Origin of the sequence: Streptomyces sp. ATCC 21386 (genome assembly GCF_018728545.1) — a bacterium.
Lineage (GTDB): Bacteria > Actinomycetota > Actinomycetes > Streptomycetales > Streptomycetaceae > Streptomyces.
Window position 1 is genome coordinate 3,387,305 of record NZ_JAAVVL010000001.1, and the last position, 15,239, is coordinate 3,402,543.

The following is a 15,239-nucleotide window of genomic DNA, read 5'->3' on the forward strand; positions in this document are numbered from 1 at the left end:
ATAGTTCCCCCCGATGTTCGACATCCCTAGACTCCCTGTGTTGGGGGTAATTCGGGGGACAACTCAGTGGGGCATGGAGTGCCGGAACTCGTACTGGAATTGAACGGACAAACCTGGACGCTCGATCCGTCCAGGGCATATACCCTCGGACGTGATCCGCAGGGGGACATCGTGTTCGACGACGCCAGGGTGTCCTGGCGTCACGCCACGATCAGCTTCGGCGGCCGTAGTTGGGTGATCGAGGACCACGGCAGCACCAACGGCACCTTCGTGCAGGGGCAGCGGATCCACCAGCTGGAAATCGGCCCCGGCTCGGCCGTGCACCTCGGCAACGCGACCGACGGGCCGAGACTCAGCCTCTCGGGCACCGCCGCGTCCGTCGCGCAGCCCCAGCAGCAGCCGTACGCGGCGCAGGGCGCGAGCGCCGGTTACGCCGGCCAGCAGACCCCGCAGCCGCAGGCGTCGCAGGCGGGCTGGCAGCAGCCGCCGGCGGCACAGGTCCCGCAGCAACAGGGCTTCCCGCAGCAGGGCCCCGGTGGTGGCGCGGGGGCGCCGCCGGTCTACGGCGACCGCAGCCCGACCACGTTCCACCAGCTGGCCCTCGGCCGGGTGATGCGGATCGGTCGTGCGCTGGAGAACGAACTGGTGGTCTCCGACCTCCAGGTCTCGCGTCACCACGCAGAGTTCCACGCGACGCCCGACGGGCGCTTCGAGATCCGCGACCTCGGCTCGCACAACGGCACGTTCGTCAACGGTATGCCGATCGCCAAGGGTGGTTCGGCCCTCCTCGGGCCGAACGACATCGTGGGTGTCGGCCACTCGACGTTCCGTATCGTCGGCGACCGCCTGGAAGAGTTCGTCGACACCGGTGACGTCTCCTTCTCCGCACGCCATCTGACGGTCACCGTCGACGGTGGCAAGCAGATCCTGAAGGACGTCTCCTTCGGTGTCCCGGAGAAGTCGCTCATCGCGGTCATCGGCCCGTCCGGTTCCGGCAAGTCCACCCTGCTGAAGGCGCTCACGGGCTACCGCCCGGCCAACCAGGGTGACGTCCTCTACGACAACCGGAACCTGTACAAGCAGTTCGCCGAACTGCGTCAGCGCATCGGGCTGGTTCCGCAGGACGACATCCTGCACAAGGAGCTGTCCGTCAAGAAGGCCCTCAAGTACGCGGCCAAGCTGCGCTTCCCGGCCGACACCACGGCCGCCGAGCGCGACGCCCGGATCGACGAGGTGCTGCGCGAGCTCAAGCTCGACATCCACAAGGACAAGAAGGTCACCTCCCTCTCCGGCGGCCAGCGCAAGCGAGTCTCGGTCGCCCTGGAGCTGCTGACCAAGCCGTCGCTGATCTTCCTGGACGAGCCGACCTCCGGCCTCGACCCGGGCATGGACCGTGACGTCATGCAGCTGCTGCGCGGCCTCGCCGACGACGGCCGCACGGTCCTGGTGGTCACCCACTCGGTGGCCGAGCTGGCCATCTGCGACAAGCTCCTGGTGATGGCTCCGGGCGGCTCGGTGGCGTACTTCGGTCCGCCCGAGGAGGCCCTGAACTTCTTCGGCTACGAGACCTGGGCCGACGTCTTCTCCGCCTTCGAGAACTACCGCGACTACGACTGGGCGGGCCGCTGGAAGGGCTCGCAGCACTACCAGATGTACGCCGCGGACATCGACGCCGTCGCTCCGCAGTCGGTGCACATGCCGCCGCCGCAGGCGATGCGTCCGCCGAAGCCGCAGGGCTGGTTCTCCCAGCTCGGCACCCTGGTCCGGCGCTATGTCTCCGTCATCGCGTCCGACAAGGGCTTCCTGGCGCTGACGGTGATCCTGCCGGCCGTCCTCGGCGCGGTGAGCCTGCTCATCGACCCGGACAAGGACCTGCTGGTCCGGAAGATCAACCCGGCGACGAACCTGCCCATCCCCAACGGCACGGCCACCACTGTGCTGCTGATCCTCGCGGTCGGCGCGTGCTTCGCGGGCGCCGCCAACTCCGTCCGAGAGCTGATCAAGGAACGGGTGATCTACGAGCGGGAGCGGGCCACCGGTCTGTCGCGCTCGGCGTACCTGATGTCCAAGGTCATCGTCCTCGGTGCGGTGACCGTGTTCCAGGGCGCCATGGTCGGAGCGATCGGGTTCTCCAGCCGGACGATCCCGGACGAGGCGCTGATCTTCGGCGAGGGCAAGGTCGCCGTCATGCTCGAGCTCTCCATCCCGATCATGGGGCTCGGCTTCACGTCCATGATGTTCGGCCTGGTCATCTCCTCGCTGGTGAAGACCGCCGAGAAGACGATGCCGCTGCTGGTCATGTTCGCGATCGTCCAGGTCGTCTTCACCGGCTGCCTCTTCGCCCTGCACGGCAGCCCCGGCGTCAACGAGTTCTCGTACCTGATGCCGTCCCGCTGGGCGGTCGCCGCCGCCGGTGCCACGCTGGACTTCAACAACATCAGCCCGCCCAAGGAGGCCGGCGACACCGACCCGCTGTGGGACCACACGGCCGGCGCCTACAGCCTCGACATGATCGCCCTGATCGTGCTCGGTGTGATCTGCGGCTTCCTCGTGGCCCGCTTCCTGCGCCGCCACGAGCCCGAGGTCATGCGCAAGTAGTCCACGGGCAGTGACGTACGAAGGGCGGCACCCGAACCGGGTGCCGCCCTTCCGCGTTCTCAGAGGTCCCGCGCGGGCCTCAGTACGCGCTGTTGACGTTGTCGATCGAGCCGTAGCGGTCGGCGGCGTAGTTCGCGGCGGCCGTCAGGTTGGCGACCGGGTCGTACTGGCTCTTCTTCGTGCCCGGCACGTGGTACGCGTCGAAGGTCGGCTTGATGACCTGCAGCAGACCGATCGACGGGACGCCGTTCTGGGCGTTGATGTCCCAGTTGTTGATGGCGTTCGGGTTGCCCGAGGACTCCCGCATGATGTTCTTGTGCAGGCCGTGGTAGGTGCCCGGGATCTTGTGCTTCTTCATGATGTCGAGCGCCTCGCGGATCCAGCCGTCGAGGTTGTTCGGGTACGTCTTGGCGGCGGCGGCCTTGAGCTGGGCGGCGCGCTTGGCGGACCGGCTCGCGGCCTCCTTCTTCGCGCGCTCCTGCTCGGCCTTCTTCTTCGCGGCAGCGGCGGCGGCCTTCTTCTCGGCGTCGGCGGCCTGGTTCGTCACGCTGGCCTTCGCGGCGGGCGCCGGGTTCTGGCTGAACGCCGCCGGAGCCGCGGACACCGTCTGCGTGGCGGTCTGAGCCTCGGCCGGCACCAGCGAGAACGCGAGGGCGGCGGCGCCGAAGGCGGCCACTCCCGCGAACGAGAGCTTGTGGGTCTTGGTCAGCGCGAGACTGTGGCCGTGGATCTTGGCGTTCTTGAGCATGAGTGAGGGACCTCTTCGAATAGCGCGGAGGTCGCTCTGCGTGCCGGGTGGGGGACACAGCTCTTCCAGCACAAACGCCGCGGAATGACCCACGGCGCCGAGCGACGGTTGCCATTCTTAGCGGCCGCAAAATCGGGTGGCAAAGGTGTGACGTACGATGCCGCTTAGTTGTACGGGAACCGGCAAAATAGGACAGACCGCACCGTCCTTCCCGCTCATACCGCCCGTATGCATCTCCTAGGCGCCTTCGTACGTGATGTGCGCCCTATGGGGGGCCTCACATGGCCCGGATGCTTTGTTCACGGTCGGTTGCTGCCGCAATGCGCTACGTGAGGCCCGTCTCCGGCAGGATCAGATGCACGTCCCCGAACTCGTGCCACAGATAGCGCCCCGCCACCGCGGCCTCGTACGCGCGGTCGATCGCCGCCCGCCCCGCGACCGCCTCCAGCATCAGCAGGTGCGAGGCCTCCGGCTCGTGCAGCCCGGTCAGCAGCCCGTCGACCGCCCGCACCCCGCGCTCCGGCGTCACCACCAGATCCGTCCAGCCCTTCCGGGCCCGTACGACACCGTCGGACCCGGTCGCCGACTCCGCGGCCCGCACTGCCGTCGTCCCCACCGCCAGGACCCGTCCCTCGCCCGCCCGCGCCGCGTTGATCAGCCGCGCCGAGACCCCGGGCACCGCGAACCGCTCCGGGTACGGCGGCTCGTGCGCCTCCGCCGAAGCGACCCCGGTGTGCAACGAGACCGGCGCGAACAGCACCCCCCGGCTCACCAGCTCCGCCACCAGCCGGGCCGTGAACGGCCGCCCCGCACTCGGCATCTCCGCACTGCCCGCCCCGTCCTCGGACGGCAACGCGAACACCGTCTGGTACACGGACAGTGGCTGGTCCCGCTCGGTGTAGGAGTAACGGATGGGTCGCCCGTGCTCCCGCAGCAGCCCGGCGACGGCCGACGAGGACACCCGGGCCCACCACAACCGTTCCCCCCGCTCGCTCAGGGGCTCCTCCAGGACCAGCCGAACGCCGCGGGGCAGCCGCACCTCCGTCCCCGCCGGACCGCCCGCACGCGCGCGCGTGGTGCCGCGCCCGTCCGGATCCCGCAGCTCGACCGCCCACCGCCCGTCGTCGCCCCGCGTGGAGAAGTGCACGACCACGCGCGTGTGCCCGATCCTTCCGCCCACCGCCGCCGCCAGTGTCGGCGAGGTGTTGACCACCAGCACATCGCCCGCCGACAGCAGCCCCGGCAGCGCCGCGAAAGCGTGGTGCGACACCTCCGTCCCCCGCGACACCAGCAGGCGAACGCCGTCCCGGTCGAGGCCCGGCCCGCGCTGCTCGGCGGGCACACGCGCGTGCAGCTCGTCCGGCACCCGCACCGTCACCGTCGTCATCGCCCCTCCAGCAGCGACGGCGCCCCGTAGCGGCCACTGGCCGGCCGCTCGTCGAGCAGCCGCAGGAAGGCCGGCACCACACCGGCCGGCGCCGGCCGCGGCTCGTCGTCCTCCGGTACGGCCGCCGCGTACAGGTCCGTGGCCATGTCCCCGGGGTCGACGGCCCACACCCGCAACCCCGGCTCCTCCTCCGCCAGCACCGCCGACAACTGGTCCAGCGCCGCCTTCGAGGCCCCGTACCCGCCCCACGTCGCGTACGCCTCGGCCGCCGCGTCCGAACTGACGTCGATCACCGCGCCCGCACCCGAGGCCCGCAGCAGCGGCAGCGCCTCCTGGACCAGCCCCAGCGCCGCGACCACATTCACCTCCAGCGCCCGCCGCAGCCCGTCCAGAGGCAGCTCCTCCAGCCGTACGAGCGGCTCGGCGCCCAGCGCGCTCGCGTTGTTCACCAGCAGGTCCACCCCGCCCAGCGCCCGCGCGGCCGCCACCAGCTCCGCCCGGTGCCCGGCGTCCGTGACATCCCCCGCGAGGGCCTCCACCCGCGTCCCGTGCTCCGAGAGCTCCGCCGCCGTCTCCGTCAAGGGCCCGGCGGTCCTGGCGTCGAGCACCAGATCCCACCCGCGCTCCGCCAGCGCCGCGCCCAGCGCCCGGCCCAGCCCCTTCGACGCCCCCGTGATGATCGCCACCGGCATGACAAACCGTCCCCTCGTCCTCGCCCGCCTCCGAACCCGGCGGCGGTGATCCCAACGTAGGAACCGCACCGCCCCCGCCGCCTCGTACGCGAGCCGCAGAGCCCCGGGGCCCTTCGCCCTAGGCCACCGGACCGGGCCCCGAGATCCAGGACCGTTCGCAGGCCGTCGGACCCGGACCCCCGGACCTAGGTCCGGTCGTAGGCCCAGGGCCTAGGTCCGAGGGCCCCGGTGGGGCCACCGGCGGTCCGATCCGCGCCGTCGGACCCCGCCGGTACGGTGAGGTCATGAGTCAAGGTCCACGGTCCGGCCTCGCCGCGGTGAGCAGTGCCCTGCTGGCCATGAGCAGGCACCTGGAGGTGCGCGACGTCCTCAAGACGATCGTCGCCTCCGCGCGTGAGCTGCTGGACGCGGAGTACGCCGCGCTCGGCGTCCCCGACGACCACGGAGGCTTCGCCCAGTTCGTCGTCGACGGCGTCAGCGACGCACAGTGGAAGGCCATCGGCCCGCTGCCGCGTCAGCACGGCATCCTCGCCGCGATGCTCCACCAGGCCACCCCCGAGCGCCTGGCCGACGTTCGCAAGGACCCCCGCTTCGAGGGCTGGCCCAGCGCCCACCCCGACCTGATCGACTTCCTGGGCCTGCCCATCCGCGACGGCGACGAGGTCATCGGCGCCCTCTTCCTCGCCAACAAGCGGTGCCCCAAGCCCGAGGGCGGCTGCGGCTTCACCGAGGAGGACGAGGAACTGCTGTCGATCCTCGCCCAGCACGCCGCCATCGCCCTGACCAACGCCCGCCTCTACGAGCGCAGCCGCGAGCTGACCATCGCCGAGGAACGCTCCCGGCTCGCCCACGAGCTCCACGACGCCGTCAGCCAGAAGCTGTTCTCCCTGCGCCTGACCGCCCAGGCCGCCGCCGCCCTGGTCGACCGCGACCCCTCCCGCGCCAAGGGCGAACTCCAGCAGGTCGCCGCCCTCGCCGCCGAAGCCGCGGACGAACTGCGCGCCGCCGTCGTCGAACTCCGCCCCGCCGGGCTCGACGAGGACGGCCTGGCCGCCACCCTGCGCACCCAGGTCCACGTCCTGGACCGCGCCCACAGCGCCCACGTCACCTTCTCCGGCCGCGGCGCCCGCGCGCTGCCCGCGGCCCAGGAGGAAGCCATGCTGCGCGTCGCCCAGGAGGCCCTGCACAACGCCCTGCGGCACTCGGGGGCGAAGCGGGTCGACGTCACGCTGGACCGGCACGGCGGCGGAGCCGTCCTGCGGGTCACCGACGACGGCGACGGCTTCGACCCCCAGGCCGTACGCCGCGCGGGACGCCACCTCGGCCTGGTCTCCATGCGTGACCGGGCGAGCGGGGTCGGCGGCAGGCTGGCCGTGGAATCGGCGCCCGGCAAGGGCACGACCATCGAGATGGAGGTCCCCGGTGGCTGACGCGATCAAGGTGCTCCTCGTGGACGACCACCAAGTGGTCCGCCGCGGTCTGCGCACCTTCCTGGAGGTGCAGGACGACATCGAGGTCGTGGGCGAGGCCGCCGACGGCGCCGAAGGCGTCGCCCGCGCCGAGGAGCTGAGACCCGACGTCGTCCTCATGGACGTCAAGATGCCCGGCATGGACGGCGTCGAGGCCCTCCGCAGACTCCGCGAACTCGACAATCCCGCGCGCGTGCTCATCGTCACCAGCTTCACCGAGCAGCGCACGGTCGTCCCCGCCCTGCGCGCCGGAGCCGCCGGGTACGTCTACAAGGACGTCGACCCCGACGCCCTGGCCGGCGCCATCCGCTCGGTGCACGCCGGGCACATCCTCCTGCAGCCGGAGGTCGCCGACGCCCTGTTGTCCCAGGAGGAGGCCAACTCCGGGCAGGGGAGAGGCGGTTCGCTGACCGAGCGGGAGCGCGAGGTGCTGGGCCTGATCGCCGACGGCCGCTCCAACCGCGAGATAGCCCGTGCGCTGGTGCTGTCCGAGAAGACGGTGAAGACCCACGTCTCGAACATCCTCATGAAGCTCGATCTGGCGGACCGCACCCAGGCCGCACTGTGGGCGGTACGCCATGGTGTGACCGGATGATGTGCGGATTGTCCGGCAACACGGAGGGTTCCACTCCGGGCTGAGATTCATACTGTCGGGTGTATGTCCACCGGGTGGCGCATCCTGCCGGGAGCCCCGGCGTTCTTCAGTGCGTGCTGCGTGCGACCGCCGCAGTGATCGCAAGGAAGGGCTCAAAGTGAAGAACCTGAAGAAGGCCGCCGCTGTCACGATGGTGGCCGGTGGCCTCGTCGCCGCCGGCGCCGGTATGGCCTCCGCCACCGACGGCGGGGCGCACGCCGACGGCAAGGCCATCGGCTCGCCGGGCGTCGTCTCGGGCAACGTCATCCAGGCCCCGGTCCACATCCCCGTGAACGCGGTCGGCAACAGCGTGAACGTCGTCGGCATCCTGAACCCGGCCTTCGGCAACCTGGGTGTCAACCACTGACGTTCCCGCCCCGGAGCACTCGTGACCACCGGCCTTCCAGGCACTCCCTGGAAGGCCGGTCAGGTTTCGTCCGGAGTCGTTTTCGTCGTGTAGTCGTTCCATCGCCCCAATGCGCCGAAGGGGCCCTTCCCGTCGCTCGCGCGTACCACCGCGGATCAGCCCCGCGTTGATCAGCGCACGGCCCGCGGGCGGGCCGGACCCGTACGACGCAGGAGGAACGCAGCTCATGAACTTCGCCAAGAAGGCCGCCCTGACCGTCACCGCCGCCGGTCTCGCCGCGGGCGCCTCGTCCGGTGCCGCCGTCGCCGACTCGGTCGCCGACAGCGCCGCCGTGGGCTCTCCGGGCGTCGCCTCCGGCCTCGACGTCCAGGTCCCCCTCGACGTACCCGTCACGGTCACGGGCCTCAGCGCCAACCTCGTCGCCGCGCTCAACCCGACGTTCGGCAACGTCAGCGCCAACCACTGACCCTCCGCCGCGCCCGGCCCAGCGGCCGTCCGTCCGTCCCAGCTGCGGGCAGTCGTGCCGCTGGGGCGATGGGGGAAGGGTGGGGCACAGGCGGCACCCGGCAAGCGCCGGTGAGCGAAACCCTGCCCCGCCCGGCCGCAGCCGCCGGGCAACGCACAACCAAGGGCCGACACTCGCCGTTACTACCGCCCCCGCTCCCGCTCCTCCACGAACGCGTTGTACGCCGCCACCTGCGCCCGCCGGGCCGTCCGCTCCACCGGCCGCAGTGCGGCAGTCCGCGACGCCATCTCCGACGCGCTCACCGCCCCACCGTGCCCGTTCTCGAACGCCACGGAGATCAGCAGCCCGATGCGCTGCGCCAGCTCCAGCACCCGTACCGCACGCGGCGGGTACCCGGGCGCCAACACCTCCCGCCCCTGCTCGGCCCGAGCCCGGTACGCGTCGATCGCCGCCTCCGCCACCGGCCCCGAGGCCGCCACGTCCAGTCGCGACAGCACCGCCGTCGCCTCCCGCAGCGCCTCCGCCAGCTCCCGTTCGGCCTCCCCGAGCGAGGGCACATCGGCCGGCGGCGCCTCCCGTACCTCCAGACAGTGCCAGACGACCTCGACGTGCTCGTCGCCCTCGGGCCCCACCGTGGACACCTCCGGCACCAGCCCGAGCGCACCGCCGTGGCAGACGACCGCCTCCTCCGCCTCCAACGCCCGCTTGTTGAACTCCGGCGGACCGCTCAGCCCCAACGGATGCCCCGGCGCCGGCAGCGCGACCCGCAACCCGGTCACCCCGAGCGCCCGCAACCGCCCCAGGCCGAGCGTCAGCCCGACGGGCCCCGACTCGCGGGGCAACCCCTCCACCCGGTGCACCGCGTCCTCCCCGACGATCGCGAGCACGGCGTCATCCGGTGAGACAAGTCCGGCAAGAAGGGCATTTCCCCATGAGGCGAGGCGTCCTGAGCGTGGTTCGGAGAGCATGCCCCCACCCTAAGGACGACCGAGGCGATGGGTGGCCCGACCGGTGGCGTAGATTTCCCTATGGGCTGCGCCCACCCGGCGGTGGCTCCAACCACAGGCGTACGCGACAGCCGAGACAGGCCGACACTGCAAGGGGAGACAGCGCGCTCATGAGCGATGTTCTGGAGCTGGAGGACGTATCCGTGGTCCGCGAGGGCCGGGCTCTGGTGGACCAGGTCTCCTGGTCGGTCAAGGAGGGCGAGCGCTGGGCCATCCTCGGCCCGAACGGCGCGGGCAAGACCACCCTCCTGAACATCGCGTCCAGCTACCTCTACCCCAGCAAGGGCACCGCCACGATCCTCGGCGACACCCTCGGCAAGGTCGACGTCTTCGACCTGCGCCCGCGCATCGGCATGGCCGGCATCGCCATGGCGGAGAAGCTCCCCCGGCGCCAGACCGTCCTGCAGACCGTGCTGACCGCCGCGTACGGCATGACGGCCACCTGGAACGAGGACTACGAGGAGGTCGACGAGCTGCGCGCCCGCGCCTTCCTCGACCGCCTCGGCATGACCGAGTACGTCGACCGCAAGTTCGGCACCCTCTCCGAGGGCGAGCGAAAGCGCACCCTCATCGCCCGAGCCCTGATGGCCGACCCCGAGCTGCTCCTCCTCGACGAGCCCGCCGCCGGCCTCGACCTCGGCGGCCGCGAGGACCTCGTACGCCGCCTCGGCCGCCTGGCCCGCGACCCGATCGCCCCCTCCATGATCATGGTCACCCACCACGTCGAGGAGATCCCCCCGGGCTTCACCCACGTCCTGATGATCCGTCAGGGCAAGGTCCTCGCCGCGGGCCCCCTGGAGCTGGAACTCACCTCCCGCAACCTCTCCCTCTGCTTCGGTCTCCCGCTCGTCGTCGACCAGCTCGGCGAGCGCTGGACCGCCCACGGCCTGCCGCTCACCTGACCTCCAACTCCCTCCCGGCTTCCGCCGGACGGACGCGCCGGGGCCACAACACGGCCCCGGCGCAACCGACTTGGGAGCCCTCTGTACGCGATCTTTGACCGTGCGCTCTGTTCGGCGGCCCGATCGCGGTTCTACCATTGCCGATGTGGACAGCATCGACGCATGGGTGTGGTGGCTGATCGGCGCGGCCGGGCTCGGGATCGCCCTCGTCGTGACCGCGATGCCCGAGTTGGGAATGCTCGCCCTGGGCGCGGTCGCCGGGGCCGTGGTCGCGGGGCTGGGCGGTGGGGTCGTGCTCCAGGTCGTCGTCTTCGCGATCGTCTCCGTCGCGCTCATCGCCGTCGTCCGGCCCATCGCGGCCCGGCACAGATCGCAGCGGCCGCAACTCGCCACCGGGATCGACGCGTTGAAGGGCAAACACGCCGTCGTCCTGGAACGGGTCGACGGCGCGGGCGGCCGCATCAAGCTGGGCGGAGAGGTCTGGTCCGCCCGGGCGCTCGACACCGGCCAGGCTTTCGAAGTGGGCCAGGAAGTGGACGTCGTCGAGATCGAGGGGGCCACGGCGATCGTCATGTGACCTCGCACGACGTGGTCACGAGGCGATGACGCTATGGCGTGAACGCCCCACCGGGCAGGCGGTGTTCTGCCAGACTCGACCACAAGATCTTCAACGGCCTCGACAGGCATAGGATCTTGAGGACTTCAAGATCTTCAGGCAGCGACACGGCGGAGAAGGGCTCGGGGAGCGAACGATGGAACCGATCATCATCGTCCTGATCATTCTGGTGGTGTTGGTCTTCATCGCCCTGATCAAGACCATCCAGGTGATCCCACAGGCCAGCGCGGCCATCGTCGAGCGGTTCGGCCGCTACACGCGCACACTCAACGCGGGCCTCAACATCGTGGTCCCGTTCATCGACTCCATCCGCAACCGCATCGACCTGCGCGAACAGGTCGTGCCGTTCCCACCGCAGCCGGTGATCACCCAGGACAACCTGGTCGTGAACATCGACACGGTCATCTACTACCAGGTCACCGACGCCCGCGCCGCGACCTACGAGGTCGCCAGCTACATCCAGGCGATCGAGCAGCTCACCGTCACCACCCTGCGCAACATCATCGGTGGCATGGACCTGGAGCGGACCCTGACCTCCCGCGAGGAGATCAACGCGGCCCTGCGCGGCGTCCTCGACGAGGCCACCGGCAAGTGGGGCATCCGCGTCAACCGCGTCGAGCTGAAGGCGATCGAGCCGCCCACCTCCATCCAGGACTCGATGGAGAAGCAGATGCGCGCCGACCGTGACAAGCGCGCCGCGATCCTCACCGCCGAAGGTACGCGTCAGGCGGCCATCCTCACCGCCGAGGGTGAGAAGCAGTCCCAGATCCTGCGCGCGGAAGGTGAGGCCAAGGCCGCCGCCCTGCGGGCAGAGGGCGAGGCCCAGGCCGTGCGTACGGTCTTCGAGGCCATCCACGCCGGTGACCCGGACCAGAAGCTCCTGTCCTACCAGTACCTCCAGATGCTCCCGAAGATCGCCGAAGGCGACGCCAACAAGCTCTGGATCGTCCCCAGCGAGATCGGCGACGCCCTCAAGGGTCTCTCCGGCGCCATGGGCAACTTCGGCAACCTGGGCGGCGGCCCGACCGTCCCCCGCCCCACCGACGGCAACGGCGAACGCCGCGAGAAGCCGGCGATCGACTGACCGGAGCACACGACATCAGGCCCACCCTCGAAGAAGAGGGTGGGCCCACGTCTTTGTCTTCTGGCTTTTAGGGGCGCGGGGAACTGCGCGAAAAGCCACGACGCACCCGCAGCCCGCAACGAACCACAGGCCCAACGGCGTTACGCGGCTCCCTGCGAGAGCCAGGCGGGCAGCGCATCGAAGTCATCGTGGCCCAGCGACAGCAGCATCGCATCGGCCGGCGTCGGCTCGAACGGCTGCCGCAGCAACGGCATCCCCGCCTGCTCCGGAGTCCGGTCCGCCTTGCGGTGGTTGTCCTCGGCGCAAGACGCCACCGTGTTCAGCCAGGTGTCCCCACCGCCCCGCGACCGCGGCACCACGTGGTCCACGGTCGTCGCCCGACGGCCGCAGTACGCGCACCTGTGCCTGTCCCGTACCAGCACTCCCCGCCTCGACCACGGCGCTTGTCTTCGGAACGGCACCCTCACGTACCTGCAGAGTCTGATCACCCGGGGCGCCGGTATGTCGACCGCGGCTCCGCGCATGCGCAGCTCGGGGTGGGTCTGCTCGACGACGGCCTTGTCCTGCAGCACCAGCACGACGGCTCGGTTGAGCGTCACCGTCGACAGCGGCTCGAAGCTCGCGTTCAGTACCAGCGTGTCCCGCATTCCAGCCCACCTCCTGTGCCAGCCCACCCCCCGGCGGGCTTGGATCAACTCTGGCCGGGCACGCCGAGATGGACAACGCAATAAAAAATGCCCGTCTCTGATCACTTCCAAGACCAGAGACGGGCAAACGTTCAATGAACGTCCGGCTTCGTTACTTTTCCGCCACGGCGGCGTACTCACCGATGAGTTGGGCGCGGGCCAGGGTGTGGAACCGCAGGTTGAACCCGACCACCGCGGGAGAGGCGTCCGAATCCGGACCGAGCTTCTCCTGGTCCACGGCGTACACCGTGAACACGTACCGGTGCGCCGGATCGCCGGGCGGCGGCGCGGCTCCGCCGAAGTCCTTCGTCCCGTAGTCGTTGCGCGCGTGGACGGCTCCCTCGGGCAGTCCCTCGAACTTCCCCGAGCCGGCTCCCGTCGGCAACTCCGTCACCGACGCCGGGATGTCGAACACGACCCAGTGCCAGAACCCGCTCCCCGTCGGGGCGTCCGGGTCGTAGCACGTCACGGCGAAGCTCTTGGTCTCCGGCGGGAAGCCCTCCCAGCGCAGCTGCGGCGAGGTGTTCCCCTCCGCGTAGACCTGGGCGTCCTTGAGCGTGGAACCCGCCTCGACGTCCTCGCTCGCGACCGTGAAGGACGGCACGACCGGGTGGAAATCGTGGGGGAGCGGCGGCCTCTTCGGCTCGGTCACCTGGATACCTCCTGATGGATCCGGGGGTGGGTGTGGTTCCGGTGGTACCGAGCCTAGAACCAGCTGCGCTTGCTGCCGACCTCGGACAGCCACTGGTTGAGGTACGCCGCCCAGTCCGTGCCCTGGTAGTCGTGCAGACCCACCCTGAAGGAGCGGAACGAGTCGCTGCCCTCGCTGAACAGACCCGGCTTCTTGTCCATCTCCAGCACGACGTCCATCTCGCGCTCGTCGGCGACGAAGCTCAGCTCCACCTGGTTCAGGCCGTGGTACTGCTGCGGCGGGTAGAACTCGATCTCCTGGTAGAACGGCAGCTTCTGCCGGGTCCCCCGGATGTGACCGCGCTCCATGTCCGCGTTCTTGAAGCGGAAGCCCAGCTGGATGAAGGCGTCCAGGAGAGCCTGCTGCGCGGGCAGCGGGTGCACGTTGATGGGGTCCAGGTCACCGGAGTCGACCGCGCGCGCGATCTCCAGCTCGGTGGTCACACCGATGTGCATCCCGGGCAGCGGCTGCCCCTGGATGGTGGTGATCGGCGTCTCCCACGGGATCTCCAGCCCGAACGGCACCACGTGGACGGCCTCGGCCTTCAGCTCGAAGGCGCCACCGAGCCGCTGTTTGGTGAACTCGATGTCCTGCTTGTACTCCGCGTCCTGACCCTCGACCTCGACCTTGGCCTGCAGCCCGACGGACAGCGCCTCGATCTGCTGGTCCACGGAGCCGCCCTGGATCCGCACCTCACCCTGGACGACCCCGCCCGGGACGACGTTGATCTCGGTCAACACCGTCTCGACCGAAGCGCCACCGGCTCCCAGGCTCGCGAGCAGCCGCTTGAACCCCATGTCTGTTCCTCCCGTCAGGCGAAAGCCTGCGTATCTGCGTGGTTCTGTGTTCTCTGTGGTGTGGATCGCTCTGCGTGGCGCGGAGCCTTGATCACTACAAACGCAAACCGACGACGCCCGGTTCCGCGTCCTCCAGCTCCTTCACCCTTCCAAGGAGGACGCCCCCACGCCACCCGTCGGCACGCACCCGTCTGGACTACGCTCGTACGCCATGATCGCGAGCCCCGACCGTACGCCCCTCGCCCGCGAGTTCTTCGACCGCCCCGTACTGGAGGTGGCGCCGGACCTCCTCGGGCGCGTCCTCGTCCGCACCACGCCGGAGGGCCCGATCGAACTCCGTCTCACGGAGGTCGAGGCCTACGACGGTGCGAACGACCCCGGCTCCCACGCCTACCGCGGCCGCACGGCCCGCAACGGCGTGATGTTCGGCCCGCCCGGACACGTGTACGTCTACTTCACCTACGGCATGTGGCACTGCATGAACCTCGTCTGCGGCCCGGAGGGCCGGGCGAGCGCGGTCCTGCTGCGCGCCGGCGAGATCACCGAGGGCGTCGACCTCGCTCGCAAACGTCGAATCTCAGCCCGAAATGACAAGGAACTGGCCAAAGGGCCGGCCCGGCTGGCTACGGCCCTGGAGGTGGACCGAGCCCTGGACGGCACGGACGCCTGCGCCCCCGAGCCCACGCCCCTGACCGTCCTGACGGGTACTCCGGTCAGCTCTGACCAGGTAGTGAGCGGCCCCCGCACCGGAGTCTCCGGCGACGGTGGTGTCCACCCCTGGCGCTTCTGGATCGCCAACGACCCGACGGTCAGCCCTTATCGGGCCCACGTCCCCCGCCGGCGCTCAACTTGACTCGCCCCTGGGCGATCCGTAACGTAGCCCGAGCCGCTTGAACCGGTTACGGCGATCAGCCAGCAGCCGAGAGCGGCCAACCCACTACCTACGACATCCCCTCGGCGGGGGCGAATTAGGCATGCCCTGATTCCAGCCCGCACCACTCAATTATGAGTTGCCGAGGGAATCGGCTAACGTAGTGAATGTCGAAAGGCCGCAGGGAAACCACGAGGCCAATAGGCAGCCGAAAGGCAAATCCC

General features: G+C 70.1%; 16 protein-coding genes. 9 read left to right on the top strand and 7 right to left on the bottom strand.

Translation table 11 applies throughout. The features are described from left to right. Positions 1-78: 78 nt before the first annotated feature. Positions 79-2,598: an FHA domain-containing protein gene (locus GWK25_RS14790; RefSeq protein WP_215450694.1), complete on the top strand. Its 2,520-nt coding sequence runs from the start codon at positions 79-81 to the stop codon at positions 2,596-2,598. A 79-nt stretch (positions 2,599-2,677) separates the two neighbouring features. Here the strand turns inward: GWK25_RS14790 and GWK25_RS14795 are convergent, their stop codons facing one another. The 3 genes from GWK25_RS14795 to GWK25_RS14805 form a co-directional block, all read right to left on the bottom strand. Further along, positions 2,678-3,346: a transglycosylase SLT domain-containing protein gene (locus GWK25_RS14795; protein ID WP_215450696.1), complete on the bottom strand. Its 669-nt coding sequence runs from the start codon at positions 3,344-3,346 to the stop codon at positions 2,678-2,680. Between the two features lie 325 nt (positions 3,347-3,671). Then, on the bottom strand, positions 3,672-4,733 hold the full coding sequence (locus GWK25_RS14800) for an S-adenosylmethionine:tRNA ribosyltransferase-isomerase (RefSeq protein ID WP_215450697.1): 1,062 nt from the start codon (positions 4,731-4,733) through the stop codon (positions 3,672-3,674). Then, positions 4,730-5,425, bottom strand: a complete 696-nt coding sequence (locus tag GWK25_RS14805; protein WP_215450699.1) for an SDR family oxidoreductase — start codon at positions 5,423-5,425, stop codon at positions 4,730-4,732. The genes GWK25_RS14800 and GWK25_RS14805 overlap by 4 nt, the downstream gene beginning before the upstream one ends. A gap of 284 nt (positions 5,426-5,709) precedes the next feature. Between GWK25_RS14805 and GWK25_RS14810 the strand changes: the two genes are divergently transcribed. The 4 genes from GWK25_RS14810 to GWK25_RS14825 all read left to right on the top strand — a co-directional run bounded on the left by GWK25_RS14810 (position 5,710) and on the right by GWK25_RS14825 (position 8,361). After that, the gene (locus tag GWK25_RS14810) at positions 5,710-6,855 is read left to right on the top strand and encodes a GAF domain-containing sensor histidine kinase (protein ID WP_215450701.1); all 1,146 of its coding nucleotides are present in this window, start codon (positions 5,710-5,712) and stop codon (positions 6,853-6,855) included. Then, the gene (locus GWK25_RS14815; RefSeq protein WP_215450702.1) at positions 6,848-7,489 is read left to right on the top strand and encodes a response regulator transcription factor; all 642 of its coding nucleotides are present in this window, start codon (positions 6,848-6,850) and stop codon (positions 7,487-7,489) included. The genes GWK25_RS14810 and GWK25_RS14815 overlap by 8 nt, the downstream gene beginning before the upstream one ends. Before the next feature lie 157 nt (positions 7,490-7,646). Then, positions 7,647-7,895: a chaplin ChpE gene (gene chpE, locus GWK25_RS14820; protein ID WP_033529228.1), complete on the top strand. Its 249-nt coding sequence runs from the start codon at positions 7,647-7,649 to the stop codon at positions 7,893-7,895. A gap of 226 nt (positions 7,896-8,121) precedes the next feature. Beyond that, positions 8,122-8,361 carry a chaplin gene (locus GWK25_RS14825; protein ID WP_215450703.1) on the top strand — a complete coding sequence of 80 codons (240 nt, stop codon included), beginning with the start codon at positions 8,122-8,124 and terminating at the stop codon, positions 8,359-8,361. Between the two features lie 182 nt (positions 8,362-8,543). Here GWK25_RS14825 and GWK25_RS14830 read toward each other — a convergent pair whose 3' ends face one another. Continuing rightward, entirely contained in the window at positions 8,544-9,329 is a 786-nt protein-coding gene (locus GWK25_RS14830) for a hypothetical protein (RefSeq protein ID WP_215450704.1), read from the bottom strand. Between the two features lie 149 nt (positions 9,330-9,478). Here GWK25_RS14830 and GWK25_RS14835 point away from each other — a divergent pair, with 149 nt between their 5' ends. From GWK25_RS14835 to GWK25_RS14845, 3 genes are all read left to right on the top strand, one after another. Then, on the top strand, positions 9,479-10,270 hold the full coding sequence (locus GWK25_RS14835; RefSeq protein ID WP_215450705.1) for an ABC transporter ATP-binding protein: 792 nt from the start codon (positions 9,479-9,481) through the stop codon (positions 10,268-10,270). Between the two features lie 145 nt (positions 10,271-10,415). Further along, a complete protein-coding gene (locus tag GWK25_RS14840) occupies positions 10,416-10,847 on the top strand; it encodes an NfeD family protein (protein WP_184895828.1) in 432 nt (143 codons plus the stop codon). Positions 10,848-11,022: 175 nt separating this feature from the next. Further along, positions 11,023-11,970: an SPFH domain-containing protein gene (locus tag GWK25_RS14845; RefSeq protein ID WP_033529233.1), complete on the top strand. Its 948-nt coding sequence runs from the start codon at positions 11,023-11,025 to the stop codon at positions 11,968-11,970. A 140-nt stretch (positions 11,971-12,110) separates the two neighbouring features. On the opposite strand, the gene GWK25_RS14850 is transcribed toward GWK25_RS14845, so the two are convergent. From GWK25_RS14850 to GWK25_RS14860, 3 genes are all read right to left on the bottom strand, one after another. Continuing rightward, positions 12,111-12,617, bottom strand: a complete 507-nt coding sequence (locus tag GWK25_RS14850) for an HNH endonuclease (RefSeq protein WP_033529234.1) — start codon at positions 12,615-12,617, stop codon at positions 12,111-12,113. Positions 12,618-12,768: 151 nt separating this feature from the next. Next, positions 12,769-13,308: a YbhB/YbcL family Raf kinase inhibitor-like protein gene (locus GWK25_RS14855; protein WP_215450706.1), complete on the bottom strand. Its 540-nt coding sequence runs from the start codon at positions 13,306-13,308 to the stop codon at positions 12,769-12,771. A 53-nt stretch (positions 13,309-13,361) separates the two neighbouring features. Next, positions 13,362-14,144 carry a sporulation protein gene (locus GWK25_RS14860; protein WP_215450707.1) on the bottom strand — a complete coding sequence of 261 codons (783 nt, stop codon included), beginning with the start codon at positions 14,142-14,144 and terminating at the stop codon, positions 13,362-13,364. A gap of 211 nt (positions 14,145-14,355) precedes the next feature. Between GWK25_RS14860 and GWK25_RS14865 the strand changes: the two genes are divergently transcribed. Then, on the top strand, positions 14,356-14,997 hold the full coding sequence (locus GWK25_RS14865) for a DNA-3-methyladenine glycosylase (RefSeq protein ID WP_215450708.1): 642 nt from the start codon (positions 14,356-14,358) through the stop codon (positions 14,995-14,997). The last annotated feature ends 242 nt before the right edge of the window (positions 14,998-15,239 follow it).

Bases quoted from the DNA above. Each gene is read 5' to 3' on its own strand.
- GWK25_RS14795 (WP_215450696.1), bottom strand. From the start codon at position 3,346: ATGCTCAAGAACGCCAAGATCCACGGCCACAGTCTCGCGCTGACCAAG.
- GWK25_RS14800 (WP_215450697.1), bottom strand. From the start codon at position 4,733: ATGACGACGGTGACGGTGCGGGTGCCGGACGAGCTGCACGCGCGTGTG.
- GWK25_RS14805 (WP_215450699.1), bottom strand. From the start codon at position 5,425: ATGCCGGTGGCGATCATCACGGGGGCGTCGAAGGGGCTGGGCCGGGCG.
- GWK25_RS14810 (WP_215450701.1), top strand. From the start codon at position 5,710: ATGAGTCAAGGTCCACGGTCCGGCCTCGCCGCGGTGAGCAGTGCCCTG.
- GWK25_RS14825 (WP_215450703.1), top strand. From the start codon at position 8,122: ATGAACTTCGCCAAGAAGGCCGCCCTGACCGTCACCGCCGCCGGTCTC.
- GWK25_RS14830 (WP_215450704.1), bottom strand. From the start codon at position 9,329: ATGCTCTCCGAACCACGCTCAGGACGCCTCGCCTCATGGGGAAATGCC.
- GWK25_RS14835 (WP_215450705.1), top strand. From the start codon at position 9,479: ATGAGCGATGTTCTGGAGCTGGAGGACGTATCCGTGGTCCGCGAGGGC.
- GWK25_RS14845 (WP_033529233.1), top strand. From the start codon at position 11,023: ATGGAACCGATCATCATCGTCCTGATCATTCTGGTGGTGTTGGTCTTC.
- GWK25_RS14850 (WP_033529234.1), bottom strand. From the start codon at position 12,617: ATGCGGGACACGCTGGTACTGAACGCGAGCTTCGAGCCGCTGTCGACG.
- GWK25_RS14860 (WP_215450707.1), bottom strand. From the start codon at position 14,144: ATGGGGTTCAAGCGGCTGCTCGCGAGCCTGGGAGCCGGTGGCGCTTCG.
- GWK25_RS14865 (WP_215450708.1), top strand. From the start codon at position 14,356: ATGATCGCGAGCCCCGACCGTACGCCCCTCGCCCGCGAGTTCTTCGAC.